The 23,085-nt window shown below is 48.7% G+C and carries 21 protein-coding genes; 12 read left to right on the plus strand and 9 right to left on the minus strand.

The genetic code is table 11. From position 1 onward, the window contains the following. Positions 1 to 106 precede the first annotated feature (106 nt). From MCG46_RS01880 to MCG46_RS01905, 6 genes are all read left to right on the plus strand, one after another. Entirely contained in the window at positions 107 to 3,136 is a 3,030-nt protein-coding gene (locus MCG46_RS01880; RefSeq protein ID WP_240277138.1) for an AAA domain-containing protein, read from the plus strand. Between the two features lie 44 nt (positions 3,137 to 3,180). Further along, positions 3,181 to 4,506: a hypothetical protein gene (locus tag MCG46_RS01885; protein WP_240277140.1), complete on the plus strand. Its 1,326-nt coding sequence runs from the start codon at positions 3,181 to 3,183 to the stop codon at positions 4,504 to 4,506. 47 nt (positions 4,507 to 4,553) lie between these two features. Next, positions 4,554 to 5,015, plus strand: a complete 462-nt coding sequence (locus tag MCG46_RS01890; protein ID WP_240277142.1) for a hypothetical protein — start codon at positions 4,554 to 4,556, stop codon at positions 5,013 to 5,015. 225 nt (positions 5,016 to 5,240) lie between these two features. Next, positions 5,241 to 5,552, plus strand: coding sequence for an ArsR/SmtB family transcription factor (locus MCG46_RS01895; protein WP_240277144.1), 312 nt, complete (start codon positions 5,241 to 5,243; stop codon positions 5,550 to 5,552). Between the two features lie 78 nt (positions 5,553 to 5,630). Continuing rightward, positions 5,631 to 6,599 carry an alpha/beta hydrolase gene (locus MCG46_RS01900; RefSeq protein ID WP_240277147.1) on the plus strand — a complete coding sequence of 323 codons (969 nt, stop codon included), beginning with the start codon at positions 5,631 to 5,633 and terminating at the stop codon, positions 6,597 to 6,599. 198 nt (positions 6,600 to 6,797) lie between these two features. Further along, on the plus strand, positions 6,798 to 8,081 hold the full coding sequence (locus MCG46_RS01905; protein ID WP_240277150.1) for an MFS transporter: 1,284 nt from the start codon (positions 6,798 to 6,800) through the stop codon (positions 8,079 to 8,081). A gap of 73 nt (positions 8,082 to 8,154) precedes the next feature. On the opposite strand, the gene MCG46_RS01910 is transcribed toward MCG46_RS01905, so the two are convergent. The 5 genes from MCG46_RS01910 to MCG46_RS01930 all read right to left on the minus strand — a co-directional run bounded on the left by MCG46_RS01910 (position 8,155) and on the right by MCG46_RS01930 (position 12,121). Beyond that, positions 8,155 to 8,970 (minus strand): MBL fold metallo-hydrolase, encoded by an 816-nt coding sequence (locus MCG46_RS01910; protein WP_240277152.1) that lies wholly within the window; start codon positions 8,968 to 8,970, stop codon positions 8,155 to 8,157. Positions 8,971 to 9,130: 160 nt separating this feature from the next. Further along, positions 9,131 to 10,678, minus strand: a complete 1,548-nt coding sequence (locus MCG46_RS01915) for a TrkH family potassium uptake protein (protein ID WP_240277154.1) — start codon at positions 10,676 to 10,678, stop codon at positions 9,131 to 9,133. Next, the gene (locus MCG46_RS01920) at positions 10,600 to 11,265 is read right to left on the minus strand and encodes a potassium channel family protein (RefSeq protein WP_240277156.1); all 666 of its coding nucleotides are present in this window, start codon (positions 11,263 to 11,265) and stop codon (positions 10,600 to 10,602) included. Before MCG46_RS01920 ends, MCG46_RS01915 begins: the two co-directional genes overlap by 79 nt. Next, the gene (locus MCG46_RS01925) at positions 11,262 to 11,732 is read right to left on the minus strand and encodes a potassium channel family protein (protein ID WP_240277158.1); all 471 of its coding nucleotides are present in this window, start codon (positions 11,730 to 11,732) and stop codon (positions 11,262 to 11,264) included. Before MCG46_RS01925 ends, MCG46_RS01920 begins: the two co-directional genes overlap by 4 nt. After that, entirely contained in the window at positions 11,729 to 12,121 is a 393-nt protein-coding gene (locus MCG46_RS01930; RefSeq protein ID WP_240277160.1) for a hypothetical protein, read from the minus strand. The genes MCG46_RS01925 and MCG46_RS01930 overlap by 4 nt, the downstream gene beginning before the upstream one ends. Positions 12,122 to 12,369: 248 nt before the next feature. Here MCG46_RS01930 and MCG46_RS01935 point away from each other — a divergent pair, with 248 nt between their 5' ends. From MCG46_RS01935 to fucO, 4 genes are all read left to right on the plus strand, one after another. Continuing rightward, positions 12,370 to 12,909, plus strand: coding sequence for a TetR/AcrR family transcriptional regulator C-terminal domain-containing protein (locus tag MCG46_RS01935; protein WP_240277161.1), 540 nt, complete (start codon positions 12,370 to 12,372; stop codon positions 12,907 to 12,909). Between the two features lie 1,125 nt (positions 12,910 to 14,034). Further along, positions 14,035 to 14,445, plus strand: a complete 411-nt coding sequence (locus MCG46_RS01940; RefSeq protein ID WP_240277163.1) for a DUF3788 family protein — start codon at positions 14,035 to 14,037, stop codon at positions 14,443 to 14,445. A 29-nt stretch (positions 14,446 to 14,474) separates the two neighbouring features. Further along, the gene (locus MCG46_RS01945; RefSeq protein WP_240277165.1) at positions 14,475 to 14,747 is read left to right on the plus strand and encodes a hypothetical protein; all 273 of its coding nucleotides are present in this window, start codon (positions 14,475 to 14,477) and stop codon (positions 14,745 to 14,747) included. Between the two features lie 174 nt (positions 14,748 to 14,921). Continuing rightward, the gene (gene fucO / locus MCG46_RS01950) at positions 14,922 to 16,073 is read left to right on the plus strand and encodes a lactaldehyde reductase (protein WP_240277166.1); all 1,152 of its coding nucleotides are present in this window, start codon (positions 14,922 to 14,924) and stop codon (positions 16,071 to 16,073) included. 235 nt (positions 16,074 to 16,308) lie between these two features. Here the strand turns inward: fucO and MCG46_RS01955 are convergent, their stop codons facing one another. The 3 genes from MCG46_RS01955 to MCG46_RS01965 are packed head-to-tail and all read right to left on the minus strand — an operon-like array spanning position 16,309 to position 18,830. Beyond that, positions 16,309 to 16,572, minus strand: coding sequence for a hypothetical protein (locus tag MCG46_RS01955; protein WP_240277167.1), 264 nt, complete (start codon positions 16,570 to 16,572; stop codon positions 16,309 to 16,311). Positions 16,573 to 16,578: 6 nt separating this feature from the next. Further along, the gene (locus tag MCG46_RS01960) at positions 16,579 to 17,292 is read right to left on the minus strand and encodes a response regulator (protein WP_240277168.1); all 714 of its coding nucleotides are present in this window, start codon (positions 17,290 to 17,292) and stop codon (positions 16,579 to 16,581) included. 2 nt (positions 17,293 to 17,294) lie between these two features. Next, positions 17,295 to 18,830, minus strand: a complete 1,536-nt coding sequence (locus tag MCG46_RS01965; RefSeq protein ID WP_240277169.1) for a sensor histidine kinase — start codon at positions 18,828 to 18,830, stop codon at positions 17,295 to 17,297. A 293-nt stretch (positions 18,831 to 19,123) separates the two neighbouring features. Between MCG46_RS01965 and MCG46_RS01970 the strand changes: the two genes are divergently transcribed. Then, positions 19,124 to 20,128, plus strand: coding sequence for a diguanylate cyclase domain-containing protein (locus MCG46_RS01970; RefSeq protein ID WP_240277177.1), 1,005 nt, complete (start codon positions 19,124 to 19,126; stop codon positions 20,126 to 20,128). Positions 20,129 to 20,179: 51 nt separating this feature from the next. After that, positions 20,180 to 21,646 (plus strand): tetratricopeptide repeat protein, encoded by a 1,467-nt coding sequence (locus tag MCG46_RS01975; protein WP_240277179.1) that lies wholly within the window; start codon positions 20,180 to 20,182, stop codon positions 21,644 to 21,646. A 113-nt stretch (positions 21,647 to 21,759) separates the two neighbouring features. Here the strand turns inward: MCG46_RS01975 and brnQ are convergent, their stop codons facing one another. Then, positions 21,760 to 23,073: a branched-chain amino acid transport system II carrier protein gene (gene brnQ / locus MCG46_RS01980; protein ID WP_240277181.1), complete on the minus strand. Its 1,314-nt coding sequence runs from the start codon at positions 23,071 to 23,073 to the stop codon at positions 21,760 to 21,762. Positions 23,074 to 23,085: the final 12 nt, after the last annotated feature.

Below are 23,085 nucleotides of genomic sequence, written 5' to 3' on the forward strand. Positions count from 1 at the left end.
AGATATTGCGGTAGAAAGTATTTACCCTCGGTGTCGGCTCAGAAACAAGTCAGTCTTTTCCATTTGAAAATGGCTGTGGTATAATCAAGCTGAGGAGTAAACAAAGATGAATTCCAAGGCCCTGGAGTGTTCAAAATCAATACAGAGCGGGAAATGGCTGCAGATCGAGTATGACAACACCACCGATCAGAAGCGGACATTTTTTTGGATCGCGATTGAAGATATTGAACCGCAGACCCGGAAGATGAAAGTTAAAATGTTCAATCCGGAAAAATCCATGGACGTCATGGACGCGACGGTTTATTTTGATAAAATTTTGGCGGCGCGGGTCATTGAGAGCACAACATTTCCGCTGCAGGAAGCCTTGATTGACAAAATCCGCATACATTATAATGACTTTGATTTTTTGGAATATACCGGCATTAATGAACGGGTACTTGGCTATTACCGCCAATGCTACCTTTTAGATCAGGATACCTCCGTTCACAGCTATGCTCTGGTGGAGGGACTGGATCCGGAGATTCTGAAGAAAAATACGATGCCGTTAGCCCCGGCGCAGTTTGATCAGATGGTGCGCCAGCTGCAGAATGAGCTGCGTTTACAGCGCCGGCGTCAGGCTCCGGCCTGGCTGAAGCTGGCGATCAACGTGCTTTCGCTGCAGCGCCGGGACGGCATGATTCCGATTGTTTACCGGGATCTGCTTTTGGATCTCGTTCACCGCAAACTGATTGTTTCTCCTGACTTGGGTTTCAACATCAAGGTCAGCGATGAGGAAGATCAGCCGCGGTTTCTGCTTCAACGATACCTGGACTGTTCAGCGGCTGAGTTTATTGACCGCTATCCGAGTCAGCCGCAGAGCATGAGCGAACAGATCGCTGTTAACTGCAGCCGTGGAGAAACCGTCGATGAACGCCCATATCTGTTTGAACTTCGACGGCGCATGAATATTAACATTGAAACAGAATACAATGAAATTCAGAATCAGATGCAGAATCAGACGCTTTGTGCTCCGTTAAAAGCTTTTTTCGGTATGCCGGAAAAGGTCAGCCGACGCCGGAAGCTGCCGATTCTGACGCTGGGTTCTCAGGTCAATATCAATCAATACCGCGCCATTTATAATGCGATGAATCAGGATGTCGTCTATGTCCAAGGGCCGCCGGGCACGGGCAAAAGTGCGACGATTGTCAACGTGCTGCTTTCGTGTTTTCTCAACGATCAAACGGCTTTGATCGTTTCCAATAACAATGAAGCGATTGACAACCTTGACCGCAAGCTGAGCTCGCTGGAAAGCGAGTATCAGCGGATTTCATTTCCGATTCTGCGCTTAGGCTCCAATCAGCGAATTGAAGAAGCGCTCATTCAAATTAAATTGCTTTGCGATCAAGCCCGTGCGCAACCTCCAACCCGCGAAGAACGGGAAGAACTCAAAGCGTTAACAAAGAAGCTTTCCGGCAGCCGGAAGCAGAAAAATCAACTTTTGGAACAGATCGAAACCCGCCTGGAACTTGATGAGCAAATCGAATCTTTGGAAGGGGTGCTGCAGGAGCTGCGCTTAAGTGGAAAGCAGGAACCGAGCGCGCAGATGACGGCTATGGCGATCGAAACACAGCTGGCTGAACTGCAGCGGCAGCGTCAGGCACTCGCCGGCGTGAGTGAAGATGAGATCCAAGCTGCCCAATCCCCGCAGGAAGTTCTGCGTTTTCTCTATTTAAAATCCAAAATCAGACTGCAGCACCTTCTGTCTAGTAAAAATGAACGCCTGAAAGAAATTGTATCGATGAACAATCAGGAAGATCGGTTCTTGGAATTTCGAGCGCTGATTCAGCAGCGGGAAGGTCTGCAGCAGCTGTTGGATTGTTTCCCGTTCTTGATTTCGACGAATGTTTCCTGCAGCAAGCTGGCCAATGCGGAACCGATCTTTGATCTGATGATCATGGATGAAGCCGGACAGTGCAGCAATCCGCTCTCCCTGCTGCCGATGGCACGCTGCCGGCGGGCGCTGTTTGTCGGCGATCCCAGTCAGCTGCAGCCGGTGATCACGCTGCCTTCTTCCCGCAATATCCGTCTGGTCTGGGACTACGATATTCCTCAGGCTTATGATTATAAGATGAATTCGATTCTCAGCACGATGCTAAAGGTCGATACACTCTCCAAATTTATTCTGCTGAAGCATCACTACCGCTGTGCAGATCCGATCATCGCGTTTTCCAATCAGAAGTATTACGGTGGGGAACTGGTGTTGAGCGGACCGGCAAGTTCAGAGGATGCGCTGACGCTGGTTGATGTGCAGTCAACGCCGCAGACCCAGAAAAATGTAGCGATGGAGGAGGTCGCAGAAGTCGTGCGGCAGATCCGATCGCACCCGCAGAAGGAGATTGCGGTGATCACGCCGTTTCGCCGTCAGGCGCAGATGATCCAGCGGGTTCTGTCAGATCAGAAGCTGGATTATGTGAAGGTGGGAACGATCCACACCTTCCAGGGAGATGAAAAGGATACCGTGATCCTGAGCTGCGCGCTGACCGAATCCACATCACAGGGAACCTTTGATTGGGTAAAAAACAATCAGGAGCTGATCAATGTCGGGGTGACCCGGGCCAAGCAGCACTTTACGATGATTGCCGACCGCAGTCAGATCGCCCGGCTTTCCCAAGGTAAAAGCAATGATCTGCTGGAGCTGATGCAGTATGTTGGAAAGCAGGGAAAAACACAGATCAGCGCGCGGGAAAGTCAGCTGTTTCAATCAAAGGTAAAGAACTTCAAATATTTCAATACCGCGGCGGAAGAGGAATTTCTAAAGACCCTGCTGCACATCAAATCGGTCTTTGGTCAGATTCTGGTTGAACAGAAGGTCAAAATTACTGATGTTTTAAAGGTGGATGCCAGTGATCGAAAACTGTTTACCTATGGCAATCAGGCACACTTTGATTTCGTGATCTATGACTTAAGCCATCGTCCGCTGCTGGCGGTTGAGGTTGGCGGAACCGAGCATTTCAGCGACGCTAAAGTTCGCAGCCGGGATCAGAAGAAACGTCAGATCTGCGATGCCCATCAGCTTCGGCTGATCACGATCCGTAACGATTATGTCCGCCGTTACACCTTTATCAAAGAATCAATACTGGAAGCGCTGGGCGAATAACGCAGCGAAACTCATTTGCAAATCGAGGAACAGGAGGTGAAGATATGCAGGAAGAAGCTAAACAGAAGGCGGGTCTGTTGATCGGCATTCATCGCCGTCGGCGGCTCAAGGAAGATCCGGGCGGAGGCTGGACACAGGATCAGTTTATTCTGGATGCGCTGACCGGCGAGGCTATTTGTTCCCGAATGACGTTATATAAATTAGAACAGGGACAGGGGATTCAGGATGAAGATCGGCTGGAGCTGCTTTTACGAAAACTTGATGAAACACCGCTAAAACAGCCAGAGCGGATCCTGAAGGATCAGGCTTTAATTCAACGCTTAAAGCAGGCCTACGACGCCATGGATTTGGCCGCGCTGGCTGCCTTGTATGCCGAGATTGAAGCTTTGCCGCCTACTGATCAGGTGATCCTCAAAGAAACGCAGTCCTGCCTGAGATTGATTGTCGAACATCTTGCGTTTGCCGATGTGCCGCCGGATAAACGGCTGTATATTGAGTATCGCAAAGGGGATGCGAAGCTGAAGGAACAGGTTTCGGCGATGTTGGATCTGGCTCAGGTGCTGGATGAGGATTTGTATGCTATGCTGATCAGCGTCTTCTGGCAGATCAATCTGAATCAATGGTCAGACTGGAAATTGTCAGAAACGCTGCTGGTTCGTTTAGAGCAGTGCCAGCGGCAGGACGGGATCTGGCTGTACCGCAAAGGGGCGTTTCTTTCGGCGCTCAACCGCAAAGCGGAAGCCTTGGATTGTTTGAATGCCGTGCTGAAGAGTTCTTATTTGCTTCCGGATGCCGTCCGTGCGATCTCGGAAATTCTGCGTTTTCGGATCTGGAAACAGTTAGACCAAAACGATGCTTTCCGCCAGAGTCCGGCTTTTGAACAGACATTGCTTTCCCTGCCGAACGATCTGACAAGCCAGGGGTGGATGGAACTGGGCCTGTGTCTGTGTGAGGGGGATGAACAAAGCGGCGTCCAGCGAATTGAACGAGCATTGCTTCAGGCACCGTATCTGGCTCTGTTCTATCTGCCGCACCTCGATCGCTGCCCGTTGGATTTTTCTGTTGTCCTAAGAACAGCAGCGGCCTATCTGGATGCCTGGACGAGTCCCGGAACAGGGGCGATCTATCGTTATTATCAGGCAAAGCATCAAAAAGAAGCACCGATCTCGTTGCAGCAGCGTATCCTGAAAGAAATCCTGCCGCAGATGGAAGATACCGTTTATCGTCCGCAGGAGTTGATTCCCATCCTGCATGATGAGCTCTTAGCGTTGGTACAGAAAACTGGAAGCTATAAGGGATTGGCAGACTTTGAGTTAGCTGTGAAAAGACGCAAGCCATCTTTGAATCGCAGTTTTGGCATGTCGGGATAAAACGGCGCAGACTGGCAATAACAATCAAGGAAGCAAAGGAGAAAATGATGAATAAATTACCCCCAATCGCTAAAGTTTATGAAGCGCTGAGTGCTGTTGCCGACCAGCGCGTGGAGATGCATGCTGATCATGCGATCGTGACTTCCTCCGATCATACGAAGGACTACACTGTAAAATTCTTGCCGGACGGCTATTCCAGCAATGACAATGCCACGCTTTGGCAGCATTATCCTGGCTATCCTATTTTGGCGGTGATGATCATTCAGGGAAAGCTGAAGTCCAATCCAAAATGTTTGCCTTGGTTTCAGGCCGTGAATTGGAAGCAACTGAATACCCAGGCTAAAAATGATTATGACAAAGCAATTTCCGTCTTTCTTCAGCCCTTTTCCAAAACCATTCAAGATCAGATTGTGAGTGAAGTTCAGAACTTGTTTGATCAGCTGAGTTCGATGGAGATCACGGTGAAGGGCAATCGTGCCCCGCGCAGTCAGGAAAGCAGAACAAAATAAAAATTAGCCAAATCATGATTTACCAAATCGTACTTGACTAAATAAACTCGCTGCTTTATAGCGTGATTCATCTAAACGGCCAGTGGAAAGGGAAAGATATAAAGAATTGGAATAAAGGATGCGGGATCATCGTTATTATGACTTCGATTCTTGTCTGAGACTTGTCCCCATAAAAGAAATGTGATATAATGCGTTTAAACATATAAACTTATAGAAGGAGCGTCTATGAGCAGAAAAACGATGCTTTGCATGAAAGAGTGCGCGCCGATCTTTGCAATGCTTCAAGATCCAAGACGGCAGGAGATTACTCAGCTTTTATTTGAAAACCGGGAATTAAGCGTTACTGCACTGACGGAGAAATTGGCGCTGTCCCGACCAGCGGTTTCACATCATCTGAAACTGCTGCTTGACGCCGGTTTGGTTCAAGTTCGGCAGGAAGGCAAAGAAAGATATTATCAGCTGAAGCTGAAACCGGCGCTGGACCGGCTAAAAAAGCTGACAGCTTCGATCGAAAATGATATGGAACAAATGAAGTAAAAGGACACCTCATAATGAGGTGTTTGCTTTAAAGTAATAGGTTTATATGTTTAAACTTATTATAAAAAGGAGAAGCAAATGAATTATTCTGAACAAGCTCAATGGCAGACGATTATGCGTTGTCTGCCGCAATCTTATCAACTGTCGCCGCTGGATTTGCCGCAGGAGGAACACTGGAACTGGCATGAAAATCAGATTCATCTGGACACCTATCGAAATGCACAGGCAAGTGCTAAAATTATTTTATTTCATGGCGTTGGTACCAACGGTCGTCAGATGACGACGATCATCGGCAGGCCGCTGGCTTTAGACGGCTATGAAGTTATCGCTTTGGATATGCCGCTTTATGGCGTGACCTCCATTTGTCAGAAAAAAACCGTCAGTTATGAAGACTGGGTTCAGCTGGGCAGCGATTACATTGATTATGAACTTAGCCGGGATTCACGTCCGATCTTTCTATACGGTTTATCGGCTGGCGGGATGGAAACTTATCATGTGGCCTGCAAAAACAAGCATGTCCAAGGGATCATCGGCATGACATTTTTAGATCAAAGAGATCAGCAGGTGCGCAGAGAAACGACACGGAACGCCTTTTGGGCTGCGGTGGGCACACCTCTGGCGGGTTTGTCAGTGAGGCTGGGATTGGGCAAGCTGAAAATGAAGATGTCAGTTTGCTCAAAAATGTCGGCACTGTGCAATGATCAAGAATGTCTGAAAGCTATGCTGAAAGATAAAACATCGGCCGGCAATGCTGTTCCGATGAAGTTTATTCATTCCTATATGACTTACAAGCCGGAAATTGAACCGGAAGAATTTGACCGCTGTCCCATCCTGCTGACTCAGCCGGAAATGGATCGTTGGACACCGCTTCACTTAAGTCAATTGTTTTTGCAGCGAATTCAGCATGTGCCGGTAACAATAAAAATTCTTGCCAACGGCGGTCACTATCCGATTGAAGAAACTGCACTTCAACAGCTGCATGACGCCATTTCTGAGTTTCTTTCAAACCTGCTAGAAAAACCTTCGGGTTCTTCGCTGGAAAGATGAATTAAGAATGACTGGAGGGAAATATCAGACTTCACTGCCTGCATGACGATAAATACCCGTTTGATCAGGTTTAAAATACGCTGCGACAAAGTGACAAATTCAAAAAAATCATGGATCATCCACGAATTGCAGATCAATGAATAATCGGCGGATTTTTTTAATCCGCTTTTGGTATAGTCAGTGTGGGTGATGATTTCAATGAAAGAAACGAAACAAAACTTAGAAGTTCAGGAAGCCAGAAAATCCAAGAAAGGGGCACTGCTGCGCAACCGCAGCTATTTACTGCTGCTGCAGGGCAACCTGTTTTCAGGCTTCGGCGATGTCCTTTTCAGTATTGCAGCCGGAATCTGGGTTTATCAAGAAACAGGCTCCACGATGATGATGAGTCTGATGAGCTCGATTTCGATGGCAGTTTCCGTTTTGGTAACGCCGCTGTTAGGCCCTTATATTGATCGAAAAAGCAAGAAAACAATCATGGTTTCGATGGATACGCTGCGCGGGGTAGCCTTGCTTGCAGCAGGGCTGTGGGTTTGGGGCCAATCGCTGTCCGTTCCGGTTTTAATTCTGTGTGCTGTTTTGATGGCGCTGTGCAACGCTTTGTTCACACCGGCGGCCACGGCGGCGTTTGCGCTGGTCGTTTCCCGCAGTGAATTCATGCAGGCGCAGTCATGGAATACCGGCTTGTTTCTTCTGATCAATCTGAGCGGCAAGGGCATCAGCAGTTTGCTGGCACTGAGCTTTGGTCCGGCTGGGTTATTGATGGTAAACGGGATTCTCTATCTGCTTTCGGCAGTTTCAGAATGCTTTATCACGCTGCGCAAAACGGAATTACCAGCGCCCGAATCGCACGCCTTTATCGCGGACTTTAAAGCAGGACTTCAGGTGACGTTCGGCAATTCTTCCCTGCGGACGCTTCTGGCTCTGCTCGTTCTGTGGAATATTTTGATTCCGGGCTTATCTTCGGTCTTGCTGCCCTTTTTGCAGCAGAAAGGCCTGACCGATGAATTTTACAGCTTATATCTGACCTGCGGCAGTATCGGTGCGGTGGCCGGAACGCTGATTCCAGGAATTCTGCCGGCTTCGGTTCGGGATAAATTATGCAGCCTGATGCCGATGGCGCTGGGGTGTTTGGCGGGAATTGTGATTGCGCTAAGCCGCAGTCCGATTGTCTTATGCCTTGCCTATCTGCTTACAAATTTGCTGAATTCGGTAGGCAACATCATCGTTTCCTCGGCGATGATCTTAGGCTGTGACGAAGCGCTGCGCGGACGGTTCCTGTCGCTGCAGACCGCTTTGTTGACAGCCGGCCGACTGATCTCGACGTTGGCGTTTGGATTTTTCGGTGAGTTTGTTCCGCTGGCAATTCTCGCGCTGATCGGCGAAGGACTCTGCTTCCTGCTCTATCTGCCGTTTCTGCGCAGCTCTTCCCTAAAAGATTTCCTCAAACTGGGAGTGAGTGATGAAGCGCAAACCTTGGAATAAATCAACTTACGACAATCAAGAAAAAGCCGCAAATCCATCCTAGGACCTGCGGCTTTTTCATCTTCGGTTTTCCTTAACAAGCTTTATCGGCGGTATACTTGATATTTCCGGTTTTTCCGTCCAGGCGGTTTTCTTGTTCGTCGACGGCTTGGGCAATGAAGAATTCGATACCATGGGTGATAATCTTCTGGCCGCTGGCCCGGCCTTCAAGAATAGCGTCACAGCATTCGATCACATTGCCTAACAGTTCTTTCGGTGAGGTGAAGGTTCCGTGGTTGCGCAGAATCAAATCATATTGATCCTCAATCCTCTGAATTTTTTCTAAACTTTTTTTGTATGCGGAAACCGTGGATGAGTTTTCACCGAACAACAAGACCCCGACGCCGCAGCCATCTCCGAAAATAATCGTGCGTTCCTCGCGGACTAACGGCATCATCATGCCCTGAGTATGTCCCGGACAAGCGATCATCTGGATGCTTACGCCGCCCAGATCAAAGTCTTGTCCATCCTGGATATCCCGATATTCGCCAGTAAAGTCCGGGCAGTAATCGGCCTGCGGAATCGTTTGGTTCTGCGGATCAGCGGAAAACCGTTCAAGTCGGTAACTGCGTGAGGCGTGTTGATGAACAAGCTTCAGATCCGCATGATTCAGGTAGACTTCATCAAACCAGCAGGCTCCTGGCGCATGATCAATATGACCGTGGGTTAAAATGACAAACAGCGGTTTGTCCGTCAGGGTTTCCGCATATTCGCGGATGTTGCCGAAGCCGTTGCAGGTATCCAGCAGGCAGGCTTTTTCCTTTCCTTCCACCAAGTAGCAGCAGACGCCGGTGAAATCGGTAATGCGGGTGATCGCCGGGCTTAAACGTTGAGATGTATAATAGTTCATTGACAGTTCCTCCTGTCTTCATTATAGAAAAGTTCAATGATTTTACCATGAGTTTCAGTTCACTAATATTGTGGAAAAACAGTAAACGAAAATGAAGATCGAACGTTGGATAACTGTTGATGTCCGGAAACGTCCAGCTGCCCTGGCCCTAGAAGCGGATCTAAAAGGCAGCTTTGATTTGCTGAAACAGCGTGCGGATTCCGATCAGGACAATGAAAATCTCCAGTCTTCCCAAAAGCATGCCTGCCATCTCGACAATCAAAGCCAGAGGCGGTGTCAGCGGCCCGGTAATGCCGATGGACAAGCCGACGGTGCCCAAAGAGGAAGCAAAGTCAAACATGGCCTCGATCAGTGAACAGTTCGCTGTCAGCATCAGCAGGAAGGTGCCGATAAAATAGATCAGCAAGTAACTGAAAACAAAGCAGGAAGTATCGGCAAGCAGCTTTGGATCGATTAGGGTCCGACCTTGCGGGCGAATATAGAAGGAAAGTGAGACGGCGCCGGCGGGAGCACTTTTGTTTTGCAGATGATTGTTCATAGCCCGCAGCATCAAATACATGCGGGTCAGTTTGATGCCGCCCGCGGTTGAACCGATGCCGCCGCCGATCAGCATCATCACGATCAGAACCAACACTGCCGCCTGCGGCCAGCGGGCATAGCCGACGGTGGAAAAGCCCGAGGTCGATAAGGCTGAAACGACTTCGAACAAGGCGATCCGAAAGCTGTCCGAAAGGTGAGCATAAGCGGCGCTGAACAGCACCAGCGCAGTGAGCGGAACAGCCCCTGCTAAAAGAAGACCCATAAACCGAACCTCGCTGACGGCCAGAAACTGCCGCACCTGTCTGCGCATCAACAATAACAAGGCTGCGAAGTTGGTCGTCCCGATCAACATCAGGATGATTGTGATGAATTCGATCAGTGGGCTGTTGTAATATCCGATACTTTCCACGCGTGTCGAGAAGCCGCCGGTAGACAACGCGCACATCGCGTGGATCAGGCCGTCAAACAGGCTCATGCCGGCAATTCTGTAGGCCGCGACGCCGAAGATCAGAAACGTTGTATACATCAGGAAGATGACGCGGACTGTCCGTCCCAGGTTGGGGGTCAGCTGATCACTGTGACCTTCGGCCTGAAACAAATTCATACTCTGTTTATTTTGAATAAACAACGTCATCACCATGACGAAACCCAAACCGCCGCAATACTGCATAAAACCTCGGTGAAACAGGAACAAGGGCGAAGTCTGAGCGACATCCATCACAGATAATCCGGTAGTTGTCCAGCCACTGACCGATTCAAACAGACTTTGAACCCAGGAAAGCTGACCGGCCAGAACAAACGGCAGCGCCCCGATAACAATGCCGTAACTCCAGGCAAACAAGACGAAGAAGCTGCCTTTTTTGATCAGCTGCGGACGCGGCGCTTCGTTATCCTGCGGCTGATTCTTCAGACAAACAACAGCTCCGGCGATCAGCGAACTCAGTGCAGGAATCGCAAAGGCGGCCAGATCGGAGAGTGTTTCCGGATAAAAACAAGCAGTGAGCATCGGGATCGCAGTCAGAGCTCCACAGAGCATCATCAGCTTTCCTTCAATGCAGCCGGATTGGATCCGTTTTAATCCAAAGTGTTTCATCGTCCGGTCAGCACCTTGACGGCTTCCGCCTCTTTCTGAGCGGCGGCGATCAGGATCAAAATATCCTGAGCCCACAGCACGGTGTCTCCATGAGGAACCAGATGCTGATCCTGGCGCAGAATTGCGGCAATGATGACCTCGTGGCTTAAACCAATCGCACTCAGTGTTTTGCCAATGACCGGCGAACTGGCGTTTAACCGCAGCTCAGAAATGCGCACCCCGCCATAGCCCAGCGGCAAAAGTGTTGTAAATTCATCAAGAAACGCCTGTTGTTCGACAATCTGGGTAATCGTTGATAAAGCACAGACGACAGAGTCGATTCCCATGCGGTAGAAGAAGCTGATTTTTTCCGGATCCGCGGCTAATGAAACCGTTTTTCGGACATGAAACTGCTTCTTGCACAGCTGGCAGATGACCAGGTTATCTTCATCAAACGGGGTGAGCGCAATCGCAATATCAGCCTTTTCGGCTCCGGCGTCTTCCAGAACAAAGGGTTTCGAGCCATCTCCGATCAAAACAGTCAGCTCCGCGATTTGTGCCAGCGTATGACAATGCTCGGGGTTTTTATTGATCACGGTAACGGCATATCCCCGATGAAGAAAGGATTTGGCCAGCGACTCCGCTTTGTGATAACCGCCGATAATTAAAATGCGTTTTTTCATAACGTTTCGTTTCCTTTCTCGTCCGCTGCGGCTCTTGCTTGGAGCCGTTGTTCAATTGCCTGGGAAGACAGTGTCGTCGGACAGATCGTCTGAATGCCAAACTCACGATAAACACATTCCCGCTGCGGATCATACAGACGGCAGATGACATGCGGAACCTGAAATATTTCCCGGGCCAGCTGAGCAATCAGGATGTTGGTATTGTCATGATTTGTGACGATGACCAGATGATCGGCTTTTTCAATCTGGGCTTGTTTGAGAACTTCCACGTTGGCTGCATCACCGACCAAGGTCAGGCCGGCGTAGGATGGAGATAACTTCCGGAAGGCTTTGGCCTGCCGGTCAATTAATATGACATTCTGACTTTCGTTGGACAGGGTGCTGGCTAACGTTGAACCCAGCCGTCCGCACCCAATAATCAAAGTCAGTTCCGGCTTGCCCAGCCAGTCATGACGGATACTCATCATTGCCGCTTCCTCCTTACTAAATGACCCACGCCTTTTTCATCCCAAATCACCTTCCACGGATTGACGGGCTGCGTCAGGGAACAATCCTGTTCTGAATAGGCGAAGCTTCCCGAGCTGTTCAACGAGGTACACAGCTCCAAATTGCATCGGGCGGGGATATAAGTCGGTGCCAGCGCGGCAGCGGCCCGAAAATGCTGCATTGCCCTTAAAGGCTCATTCCTTTTCCATAGAACAATCCCCATTAGGTTGTGCGGAATGGGGGAATGGGGATACTGCTGCATCGCCAGCGCGATTCTCTGTTCGCAATTTACGGTCGGATAAAGTTGAAGCTGGTCTTTGATTTGATGGATCAACTCCTGCATGTCCAGGTTTTCTGCGATTTGATTCATAGGTACACCTCCGCTTTCTTGGACATCTTCAGCTTAACGCGAAGGCTGTGAGGATGGTGTGAGAAACAAGGTGTCAGGTGTGAGAATGGTGTGATAATGAAGCTTGATGAAAGCAGGCTTCAATGCGCAGAATGAGTGGAAAATAAAAAAATCGCTCCGCATCCGGTTGACGGATCCGACGCTTCCTGAGTATGATGAATAAAAGCTGAAAAGCAGAAAGGGTGAAGCATATGGCAGAGAAGGACGCCATGAAATATCGTTTGGCACAGGCGATCAAACAGCTGATGGAAACTGAACCGCTGGATAAAATCACCGTCCACGATATTGTAGAAATTGCTCAGACGACGCGGCAGTCGTTTTATCGGCACTTCCAGGATAAATATGATCTGGTCAACTGGTATTTTGAACGCCTGGCAGAGAAATCCTTTAAGCTGATGGGTGTGCAGTATACATTGCGGGAAGGCCTGCTTAAAAAATTTGAATTTATCCAGCAGGAAAAAACATTCTTTTCCCAAGCTTTCCGATCTCAGGATTACAATTCTCTGATGCGTTATGATTATCAATGCATCCTTGATTTTTATACCCACTGGATCGAAACAAAAACGAAGCAGCCGCTGACGCCGCAAATTCAATTTCTGCTTGAAATGTATTGCGAAGGTTCAATGCAGATGACGGTCAAATGGGTAACCCACGGTGCCCAGGAAGATCCGGCGGTGATTGTGGACTTGCTGATCGAGGCTCAGCCGGAAAAACTGCGGGCTGTGCTGCGCGATGTCCAGCTGGAGTGAAAGCACAGGTGCATGGATGGAAAGGAACAAAATAAACCTTGCGAGTCGGATGTCTATTTCTATTTTTAGAGAGAATTCAGAGACTTGATCAGAAAGAGCGGAACTTTGATGCGATTTAAATTATTTATACCCTTGAATAAATTTGTACAAAGGGTATAAAAGGGTATAATGATTTTGAAGGTGGTTTTATGGATCCATTCGAGATCATCGCTCAGATTGAGGGATTCCCTCCCGGAGGAATTGCCGTAAAAATGGTGAATGGGAAGCAATACTTTTATCATCGGATAACAAGAAATAAAAACGTACTGAAACTTATATCCACGCAGATCAGGTAGAATCACTTCGTGCACAAATTGAGGAACGGAAGAAGGTTGAAGCGGAATTAAAAAAATTATCTGACCGGATGTATAAATTAGCAAATGGTACATGGGTACAAAGAGACTGGTATTCATCATTTTTGTTGTATTGCTACGATGATCAAACAAAAAACATAGACAAAAAGAAATGTGTTTCTGAATTTAACAACTATTATGAAAAAGAAAGAACTCTCATTGAATGGATTAAAGTAAATAAGATTAAAGTATTAAATAGTGGAATTAAAATCGCATAAACTTAATATTTAGGGAGATTGACTATACTTCCTTATTGAAAGATAGAAATTTACCGTTAATGTGGTCGTAGGGCTGCTGGGTAATAGAAGTTCTTACTCAAATAGATTTATACTTGTATTCCAAAGTCTGAAAATGATGTACGATTATAAGCTAAACTTGGTAGTAGGAACTCCATGGGAATCGTCAGAAAGATTGTTATCCGGATACGGATCCGGTTGAATTAAAAGCCGCAATCTTATCCGTTGGGGATCAAGCGCTTGCTGATCATTATGACAGAGCAACAACCGAAGGCGAAAGGGCGGTTGGATTGAACCGGACAGGGCATATTACCAATTTTCCCCTTCGCTGTGCGAATATCTGGAGGATTTTGTTGAAAAAAATAAAGATGTTATTTTGGATTAAGTTGATATTCCACTTAGCTGGGGAGTTAAGCTGTCCAAAATGTTAAAAGGGATGGAATAAGACGGAAAAAGTGAGCTTCATAAAGTGGAAGCTGTAAGGAGAAGGACATCAAATGGAAACGAATTTCTTTATGGATAAGAATTATAAACCGAATAATACCATACTTGCAGAGGTACTTTGTCAAGTCTTCAATGACTACAATAATCTGTTGTTGCTTGTAAAGGATTATCAAATGAAATGGAGTTTTACGAAGTCAGGAGGATGGACATTAAAAGTCTATGATGCGAAAAAAGCATTGTTTTATCTTATTCCACATTCCAATTCTTACACTATCAGTCTGACAATCAGAGAAAATGAACGCAATGAATTGCTGGGCGATTCAAACATTAGCTTTTTGAAAAAAGAAATTGAAAATGCAAAAAAATATTCAGAAGGATATCATATCCAACTCTTTGTTCATGATGAAGATAGTTCTAAAAAGAGCCTTGTGTTCTTAACTGATTTAATGAGTTTCAGAAAGTAATTTTCACCCCGTTTGATGAGGAGAATCCGATGTGCGAAATCTGCGAAAAAGTAAAGACGATTGATTTCTTTCCCACTCCTAAAGCCTATCTTGATTGTCTGAAATACATACAATCCCTGGTTGATTGTGGGAATTTCCAATTTGAATCGAAGAATTGTGACACAGATAAAGTGAAAGATAAAAATGGATATTGGGTAGATGATGTTATAAGCCATGTGATTAAATGTAAAAATTGTGGTCAGTGCTTTACATGTACTGTTGTCACATACCGCGGAAGCGGAAGTTTTAGAAAAGGCAAATAATCAAATTTCTGATTTCAGCTGTCAGCCGGTTATTTTGCCGGCTCTTTTAATCAATAAAGTTTACCTGTCAGAAAGGAAAAAGGTAGATTGTTACATTTTTATCAAAGTGTAACTTGAATCCTTTGTTAATTATTTTACAATGTATGTAGAAAGCAATGAAGGAGGAAATCAAAGATGGCAAATCGCTTTATGTTGAATGAAACAAGCTACCACGGCTACGGAGCCGTCAAAGAAATTGTGAACGAGGTCAAAAGCCGCGGCTTTCAAAAAGCATTGATCGTTACAGATGCAGACTTAGTTCGTTTTCAGGTTGTTAAGAAGGTGACGGATCTGTTGGATGAGGCAGGCTTGCCGTATGCGATTTATGATCAGGTCAAAGCCAATCCGACCGTGGATATGGTGAAGGAAGGTGTGGCCGCTTTTAAGGAAGCCGGTGCGGATTATCTGATTGCGATTGGCGGCGGTTCCCCTCAGGATACAGGCAAAGGCATCGGGATTATCGTAAACAACCCTGAATTCTCGGATGTCGTTTCTCTGGAAGGCACAGCACCGACGAAGAATAAGGCAGTACCGATGATCGCGATTGCCACGACAGCCGGTACGGCAGCTGAAACAACAATTAACTATGTCATTACGGATGAGGCAAAACGCCGTAAATTTGTCTGTGTCGATCCGCATGACTTGCCAGTAGTGGCGATTGTCGATCCGGATATGATGTCGAGTATGCCGAAAGGACTGACAGCTTCTACCGGAATGGATGCCCTGACGCATGCAATCGAAGGATATACAACATTGGCAGCCTGGGAGCTGGCGGATACCCTGAATCTGAAAGCCATCGAACTGATCGGCCGTTCACTGCGCGCAGCTGTCAATAACGATCCAAAGGGGCGTGAAGACATGGCGCTGGGACAGTATATGACGGGAATGGCATTCTCGAACGTAGGCTTGGGTGTTGTGCATGGCATGGCGCATCCGTTAAGTGCCTTTTACGGTACGCCGCACGGGGTTGCCAACGCCGTTCTGCTGCCGTATGTCATGGAATTCAATCAAGATTATACAGGTGAAAAATTCCGTGAGATTGCGCGGGTTTTAGGGGTATCTGGCGTGGATGCCATGAGCCAAAAGGAATATCGCCAGGCTGCGATTGATGCTGTGCGTCAGCTGTCCCTGGATGTGAATATTCCGCAGACCTTAAAGGAAATCGGTGTGAAGGAAGAGGACCTTCCAGCCTTGGCAGAAGCCGCAATGGCCGATGTCTGCACTGGCGGCAATCCGCGTCCATGCACCTATGAATTAGTTCTGGACGTCTATAAGAAAGCATTCTAAGCAGAAGGTGCGGATAAGCGGATCAATCCCCATCGTCTCTCTGCAGAAGAAAAACACCTGGATTCTCCGCTTCGAGATTCAGGTGTTTTTGCTTGTTTGGTTTCATGCAGATGAATGATCGCTGCAGGTGAATCCCGGAGTAGAAACAGTCTTGTTTTAATTTACACTGGGATAAATCAGAACCCTTCCTCCCGTGTCTTAAGCAGAACCAGTAAGGTCAGCGCTTGACCTGTGCTTATTTATGGTTCCAGCCATAATACTCCGCATCTTTTTCCAGGGAAATTTCAGCGGATTCATCCGGCTCGTAAATCCAGAATTGAGTGTCGGCAAACAACGACTGCCATTCCTCAATGCTCAGCGTATAGCGGCTTTGTGTATTCTGAATCCGTATCCGATCCCGTACATAAGCGTAGAACTGCGGCTGATTGTCTTGAAGCGTCATGAGGATTTCGCCGTTTTTTAACGCCGGCAGGGCTTCCTGAGTTTGTATTTTCTGCATCGTGAGTTATCCTTTCTGTGATTCCTGATCAACCAATCGGTAGCCAACCCCGATTTCGGTGACAATGTAGCGGGGCTTGGCTGGGTTTTCCTCGATCTTTCGCCGCAGTCCGGCCATTAACGCCCGCAGTGCCTGCGTATCCTCGCCATAACCGCTGCCCCAGATGTGGGTGATGAGATAACGCGTGGTCAGCACTTTCCCGCTGTTGCGCAGAAACAGGCTCAACAGGTTGTATTCCATCGGCGTCAAATGCAGCGCTTCCCCGCGCAGCGTAACCTGGTGCTTTTCCAGATCCAGAGATAAATCCTGAACTGTCAGTTTCTTTTGCGCTGTTTTGGCGTTCTGTTTAAAAGCATGCCGAATCGCAACGCGGATGCGGGCCATCAGCTCGGTAGTGGAAAACGGCTTGGTCAGATAATCGTCTGCCCCTGAATCCAGAGCCTCAGCCTTTTCCTGGTCCTGATCGCGTGCGGAAACAACGATGATCGGAATCTCCGACCATTCGCGAACCTTGCGGATGACGTCCATCCCATCATAATCCGGCAGTCCTAAATCCAGCAGCATTAAGTCATAGAGATTGGCTGCCAACAGGGTCATGGCACTTTGCGCTGTGGCAGCATTGTCGCTGTTAAATCCTTCAGCGCTTAAGACGTAGCTGATAAAATTGCGGATCTGCGGATCATCCTCGACGATTAAAATTCGCTGTGTAAAAGAGTTCATGATCAATCCTCCAAAGGCAGTCGAAAGGTAAATTCAGCACCGCGCTGATCAGTCCGATTGCATGCGCTGATCGATCCATGGTGGGCCTTGACGATGGATTCACAGATGGATAAGCCCAGACCGATCCCATGCTGGGCATCCGGCTGGCGGGTGCGGGTGGTATAAAAGGTCTGAAAAATGTGCGCGAGATCTTTTTCCGCAAGGCCCTCGCCGCCATCCCGGACGGTAAACACGGCTTCCTTCTGTTCCCGCCGCAGCGTCAGAGAAATTTCATCCTGCGGACGGGTATGCTTTAAGGCATTATCCAGTAAATTGATCAGCACCTGCTGGATCAGCTTGCCATCCATGGGAATCATCAGCACTTCCGGCGGAATTGAAACATTGATCTGCCGCTGCGGAGCCCGTTTGGCGATATGTTCCAGGGCAGAGGCAATAATTTCTTCCGCGGCTTCTTTTTCCAAATGCAGATTCAGATGCCCATCCTGAATTCGGGTCAGACTGAGAATGTTTTCGACCAGCGAATGCAGCCAGTCGGCATCCTGATAGATATCCTGAGCTAAAGCATGCCGAGGATCGTGTTCTTCGCTCATGTCCAGAATCATTTCTGAAGTGCCCATAATGGCGGAGAGCGGCGTGCGCAGATCGTGGGAAATGGCCCGAAGCAGATTGCTTCGATACCGTTCCTGCGCTGCTTCTTCTTCCGAGCGGATTTTCTGCTTTGCGCTGCGGAAGCGGTCCAGCGCCAGTGTGAGCGTTTCACATAAGGACTGAAGCAGCTGATGATCTGATTCACTGAAAGCGGTCATCGCCGCTGCGGGAAGTTTCAGCTTGGCCAGCTGGATGCCGTTGTTTTGCAGCGGCAGGCAGGTGAAGGGGGCTGCTGAGTTCAACGCAGGATCTGAATTGAACTGATCGCAGGGCAGGGCTTGGGCCGCTTGGCAGGGCTGGGCAGCATACAGTACAGCCGGCTGTTCTTTTTCATCCAGACACAGGCAGCTGACTTCGCAATGGAAAGCGGAAGACAGCACTTCGGCAGCCAGCCTGGCAATTTGGCGAATCTCAATCTGTTCGTTCAATCCGCGGCTGAGCGCGTACATCGTTTTGATTTCCTGTTCCCGCTGCAAAGCGTTCTGCGCGTTTAATTTAGCTTTGGATGTCAGGGCACTGGTAATAAAGGCAGTTGCGGTCATAATGATAAATGTGATCCAGTAGCTCGGATCATCGACCGACAGCGACCAGTATGGTGCGGTAAAAAAATAATTGAAGATCAGCGTAGCCAGCAAGGAAGCAAAGACACCGTAGCCATAACCACGGGTCATCCAGGCTGTCAGCAGGACTGCCAATAAATAAAGCAAGACAATGTTGGTTTCGGGAAAGCCCAGCTGTCTGAACAACAGTCCGCCCGCTGTGGCCGCGGCCAACAAGCCAGCCATCTGTAATCCATGCCTCAACGTCGTCCAGGAAACTGAAATTCGGGAATTGGACATCGCGCTCATCTCCTGGTACTGATTGTAGCCTAAAATGCGGAAACTGTCCATTTTAGATGCAGATCCTTTCAGCACTTTCAAACCGAAATGATGCCGGCCCTGATGTCTGTTCTTCGAATGGGATGATCAAGTCGGGATCGGGAAAGCTGAATGTTTCCGGTGCTTATGCAGACAGGGCGGCAATTTCGAAAACCTCATTAAAGACATTTGGCGCGAAGTCCGATATAATAGAAGCAATGAATTCGTCGGCTGCCCAGACAGGCTGTCCGATAGGCAAGGTTGAAAGCCTGGGTCGATCAGCGGCGGAAGGCTTGAATTTCACTGGCAGACAAGGAGAAATCAAAATGACAAATTTAAAGAACCCGGAAAATTTTTGCCAATTTCTCTGGCATGAGTATTTGGAAAATCAGAACTACGCGATGCTGGGCGAGTGCTTTGTCCCGGAAACCTCGGTGATCGGAACCGGCGAGCATGAAGTCAGCGCCAATCTGGCGGAGTTTGAAAATAAAATTGCAGCGGAAATCCAAGGCCGCAACGTTATCTTTAAAATTGAGGAACAATGGTACCAGACCCAGCCGATCAGCGAGGACTGTGTGATTGTGATCGGTGAGCTGCGGGTAAAGGAACAATCCGGCAATCCGCTTGAATTTGAAAGCCGGTTTCGCTTTACCTTTGTCCTGCAGCGCCGGGAAGGACAGTGGAAGGTGCTGCATGTTCATCATTCTGTGCCGGATCCGGAACAAGGCGCGGATGAATTTTTCCCGCATCGCTTAATGGAACAATCCAACCGGCAGCTGATTCAGCTGGTGGAAGAGAAGACCAAGGCCTTGGAGGAATCCTATCGTCAGATGGAATACAATGCTCATCATGATTCATTGACGCAGCTGCTGAACCGTCGCTCAGTCGAAGCTCAGATCAGTGAAGTCATGCAAAAGGAACCAACAGGAGTCATGGTGATGCTGGACGTAGACTGCTTTAAACAGATTAATGACACGTATGGACATCCGGCCGGCGATCAGGCTCTGGAAACCTTGGGCGAAGCTATCCAAAAAATCTTTCCGCAGGGACTCAACGGCCGCATCGGCGGAGATGAATTTATCGTTTATCAGATCCAGAGTCAGAAATCCCAGGCTGAACTCCGGGCTGATCTGGAATCACTGCAGCACCTCTGGGATCAGATCAGAGCGGAGAAGGGCCTGGAACTGCCGGTTACGGTCAGCTCCGGCATTGCATTCTTCCCACAGCATGGGCAGCGTTTTGATCAGCTCTGGTCCCATGCCGATCAGGCCTTGTACCAAGCTAAAGCAGAAGGACGGCAGCGTCTGTGTTTCTGGGAAGAGGAAGATTGAGATTCAGGCTAACAGTCAGACAGGATTGAATTGAAAATCCAGGAGGAAAGCATGATGAGACTGCAGGAACAGATTGAGCTCTGGAACGAAACGGATCAGTATGAAGCGATTATCGAAGCGATTGAGGCCTTGCCGGAAGCTGAACAGACTCCCGAGCTGATCAGTGAGCTGGCGCGGGCTTACAACAATACGGCTGGACTGGATGATACTCAGAATTATGAAAAAGCAATTGCCTTGCTGAAATCGGTGGAAGAAGAGCTGGGGGAGGAACACAGCTGGAATTTCAGAATCGCCTACGCGTATTATTATCTTGATCAGGAAGGGCCGGCGCTGACCTATTTTGAAAGAGCATTGGACGCTCGTCCGAAGGATGAAGATACGCTGGCTTTTATTGAAGACTGCCGCAAACGGTTAGCCCTGCCGCGCTTTGAGAGACCGTTCAAACAAAGAGTGCAGGAATGCTGGAGTCAGTTTGAGAAGGAGGAACAGGTCCTGCGGGTGCGGATGCGCAATCGCTTGGAGAGTGAAGTGATTGTGGATCAGGCTCATCGGCTGCTTCACACCGCCTTCACCAATATCGCCTACGAAATGGGGTGTGCTCAAGATCATTACGATTTGATTCTGACACCGGAAGGCAACCGTGTTTCGCTGTTTGCCCTCGATTATTTTTGCCGACAGATGCCGGACCGCCTGAAAAAGTGGTGGCATGTGATGGCAGGACGTCAGCCGTCGCGGCAAACTTCACTGCGGATTGCCGGACAGGAATTGAGTGCAGAAGAGGTTCAGGTGTGGATTGAGGAGCAGGGGGAAAAGTCCGTCAAGCTGGCTGTTCATTGTGCTTCATTCGACGCGCTGATGCCGGAAAATGAGAACCAGGTCTGGTGGATGCTTTCCATTCTGATCGATCAGACATTGGGAGAGATCGCTGCTATGGCGGTGATCGACGATGTCACTTTGCTTGCGCAGCCGCGGCAAGAAGGCGGCCTTTCACTAGCTCAGCTGCCGGATAAGCTCGTCGATCTGGGCCTGGATCTGAACCGGGATCCGGCACGTATTTTAGAGGGCTATACAGCGTATCGCATGGAACCCACAGAAGCGAGCCTGGAACAGGTACGCGGGGATGTAACGGTGGGAGTCACCTGCTGTCCCGTTTTGATCCAGCAGTATCTGCGGGGAATGACGCAGACGGTAGACGATCTGCATCAGGATGGCATCGCGGCAGGATACTTTTATTACCCCCTGGATTGTTTCACCGGTGAAGATCGGGCGAAAGCGATGCTGGATTTCCGCGATGCACTGGCTGAAAAGATCAGCGAACAGGCCGGCGCCGATACGGTGACGTGGATCGGCGGGGCTTCGGGCCTGAACTGCGGATATCTGGACTTTATCGCTTGGGATATTCAGGCGGTCATGGATAGTGCCGTCAAGGTGTTCGCTCAGCAGCCGGTGGCGTGGGCAGCCTTTCAGACCTTCCGCACTTCGGTTGGCGGCATCCTGTTAAAAAACGATGAGGAATAATCCAAGACACTAGTAAAAAGGAACGGCAAAATATGAAGCTTCATTGCTCATCATGATGCCATTCCTTTTTTGTTTTTCCCTTTGTCTTTTACAGTCCTTTTCTCATGCAGCAATCAGCGCGGCTTTCGCTGCGGCCGTCTTCCTGCAAGCAATGCTACGACAAACATCATCAAGGCGATTGTAATCCAGCCTAACGACTGTGAAGCCAGCGGCAGAGCATTGAGCAGGCTGGTCAAGCCGGGAATTCTAAAACCCATGCTGTCCAGCTGGGAAAGAACACTGACAATGCCGGTGCTGAAAATCGTCAGTGGATAGACAAGCCGATTGGCTTTATACAGCGGATCGCCCAGTCCCAGCAAAATCAAAATTAACGCCATCGGATAAAGCATGTTCAATACCGGAACCGAAATGGACAGAATCGTTGAAAGTCCGAAGTTGGAAACAGCCAGCGCAAACAGCGTCAGAAACAGCAGCCATTTGGAATAGTTGATCTTCGGCGTCAGCGAAGAGAAAAATTCGCTGCAGCTGGTCAAGAGACCCACGCAGGTCGTCATGCAGGCTAGTAAGAAGATGAAGGCCATGACCCAGCGCCCGCTCTCGCCAAACAGCAGGGTGACGGCCAGCGTTAAGGTCTGCGCGCCGTTAGCCCCGATCGGCATTGAGGATAACGAAGTTCCTAACATTGTCAGCATGATATAAATCACAGCCAGAATGATTCCCGCCAGACAGCCGGCTTTCATGCTGGTGGACATGACCTCCCGATCATCCGTGATTCCTAAGGCTCGGATATTCAAAGAAACAACGATACCGAAATTCAGCGCTGCCAGCGCATCCATCGTCAGATAACCTTCAAGAAACCCCTGGATCAGCGGTGCTGAGGCATAGGCCGGCTGCGGCAGAGCCGCCTCACCGAGGGGATGAAGCAAAGCCGCGGCGAAGACCGCCAGGATCAGAAGCAGAAGCACTGGGGTTAAAATTTTGCCTAAATGATCGACAAGCTTGCTTGGATTGCGCGACAAGAGCCAGGCGATCAGAAAAAAGCCAGCGGTGAACAACAACAATGAAAGCTGCGTGGAGGCGCCTTCAGGAAGCAGCGGCATGATCGCCATTTCAAATGGCAGCGTTGCGGTGCGCGGTGTAGCCAGCAAAGGACCGATGGACAAATAGATCAAAACCGCGAAGAATAGACCAAATTTCGCATGAACCTTCTGCGCCAGTACGTCCAATCCGTTAAACCGGGAAACCACGGCGATCCCCAGGACTGGAAATCCCACCGCGGTGATCAGAAAACCAATCAGCGCCGGCAGACTCTGCACCCCGGCATTCTGGCCAAGAAAAGGCGGGAAAATCAGATTGCCGGCCCCGAAAAACATCGAAAACAACGTCAGGCTCAACAGGATTAAATTCTTTTTGGAACATTTTTTCATAAAGCTCTCCTT

The organism is Holdemania massiliensis, assembly GCF_022440805.1.
GTDB classification, from domain to species: Bacteria; Bacillota_I; Bacilli_A; order Erysipelotrichales; family Erysipelotrichaceae; genus Holdemania; species Holdemania massiliensis_A.

Excerpts from the sequence above, each read along its gene's own strand:
- MCG46_RS01880 (WP_240277138.1), top strand. The coding sequence starts at position 107 with ATGAATTCCAAGGCCCTGGAGTGTTCAAAATCAATACAGAGCGGGAAA.
- MCG46_RS01885 (WP_240277140.1), top strand. The coding sequence starts at position 3,181 with ATGCAGGAAGAAGCTAAACAGAAGGCGGGTCTGTTGATCGGCATTCAT.
- MCG46_RS01890 (WP_240277142.1), top strand. The coding sequence starts at position 4,554 with ATGAATAAATTACCCCCAATCGCTAAAGTTTATGAAGCGCTGAGTGCT.
- MCG46_RS01895 (WP_240277144.1), top strand. The coding sequence starts at position 5,241 with ATGAGCAGAAAAACGATGCTTTGCATGAAAGAGTGCGCGCCGATCTTT.
- MCG46_RS01900 (WP_240277147.1), top strand. The coding sequence starts at position 5,631 with ATGAATTATTCTGAACAAGCTCAATGGCAGACGATTATGCGTTGTCTG.
- MCG46_RS01905 (WP_240277150.1), top strand. The coding sequence starts at position 6,798 with ATGAAAGAAACGAAACAAAACTTAGAAGTTCAGGAAGCCAGAAAATCC.
- MCG46_RS01910 (WP_240277152.1), bottom strand. The coding sequence starts at position 8,970 with ATGAACTATTATACATCTCAACGTTTAAGCCCGGCGATCACCCGCATT.
- MCG46_RS01920 (WP_240277156.1), bottom strand. The coding sequence starts at position 11,265 with ATGAAAAAACGCATTTTAATTATCGGCGGTTATCACAAAGCGGAGTCG.
- MCG46_RS01925 (WP_240277158.1), bottom strand. The coding sequence starts at position 11,732 with ATGATGAGTATCCGTCATGACTGGCTGGGCAAGCCGGAACTGACTTTG.
- MCG46_RS01930 (WP_240277160.1), bottom strand. The coding sequence starts at position 12,121 with ATGAATCAAATCGCAGAAAACCTGGACATGCAGGAGTTGATCCATCAA.
- MCG46_RS01935 (WP_240277161.1), top strand. The coding sequence starts at position 12,370 with ATGAAATATCGTTTGGCACAGGCGATCAAACAGCTGATGGAAACTGAA.
- MCG46_RS01940 (WP_240277163.1), top strand. The coding sequence starts at position 14,035 with ATGGAAACGAATTTCTTTATGGATAAGAATTATAAACCGAATAATACC.
- MCG46_RS01945 (WP_240277165.1), top strand. The coding sequence starts at position 14,475 with ATGTGCGAAATCTGCGAAAAAGTAAAGACGATTGATTTCTTTCCCACT.
- fucO (WP_240277166.1), top strand. The coding sequence starts at position 14,922 with ATGGCAAATCGCTTTATGTTGAATGAAACAAGCTACCACGGCTACGGA.
- MCG46_RS01955 (WP_240277167.1), bottom strand. The coding sequence starts at position 16,572 with ATGCAGAAAATACAAACTCAGGAAGCCCTGCCGGCGTTAAAAAACGGC.
- MCG46_RS01960 (WP_240277168.1), bottom strand. The coding sequence starts at position 17,292 with ATGAACTCTTTTACACAGCGAATTTTAATCGTCGAGGATGATCCGCAG.
- MCG46_RS01965 (WP_240277169.1), bottom strand. The coding sequence starts at position 18,830 with ATGGACAGTTTCCGCATTTTAGGCTACAATCAGTACCAGGAGATGAGC.
- MCG46_RS01970 (WP_240277177.1), top strand. The coding sequence starts at position 19,124 with ATGACAAATTTAAAGAACCCGGAAAATTTTTGCCAATTTCTCTGGCAT.
- MCG46_RS01975 (WP_240277179.1), top strand. The coding sequence starts at position 20,180 with ATGATGAGACTGCAGGAACAGATTGAGCTCTGGAACGAAACGGATCAG.
- brnQ (WP_240277181.1), bottom strand. The coding sequence starts at position 23,073 with ATGAAAAAATGTTCCAAAAAGAATTTAATCCTGTTGAGCCTGACGTTG.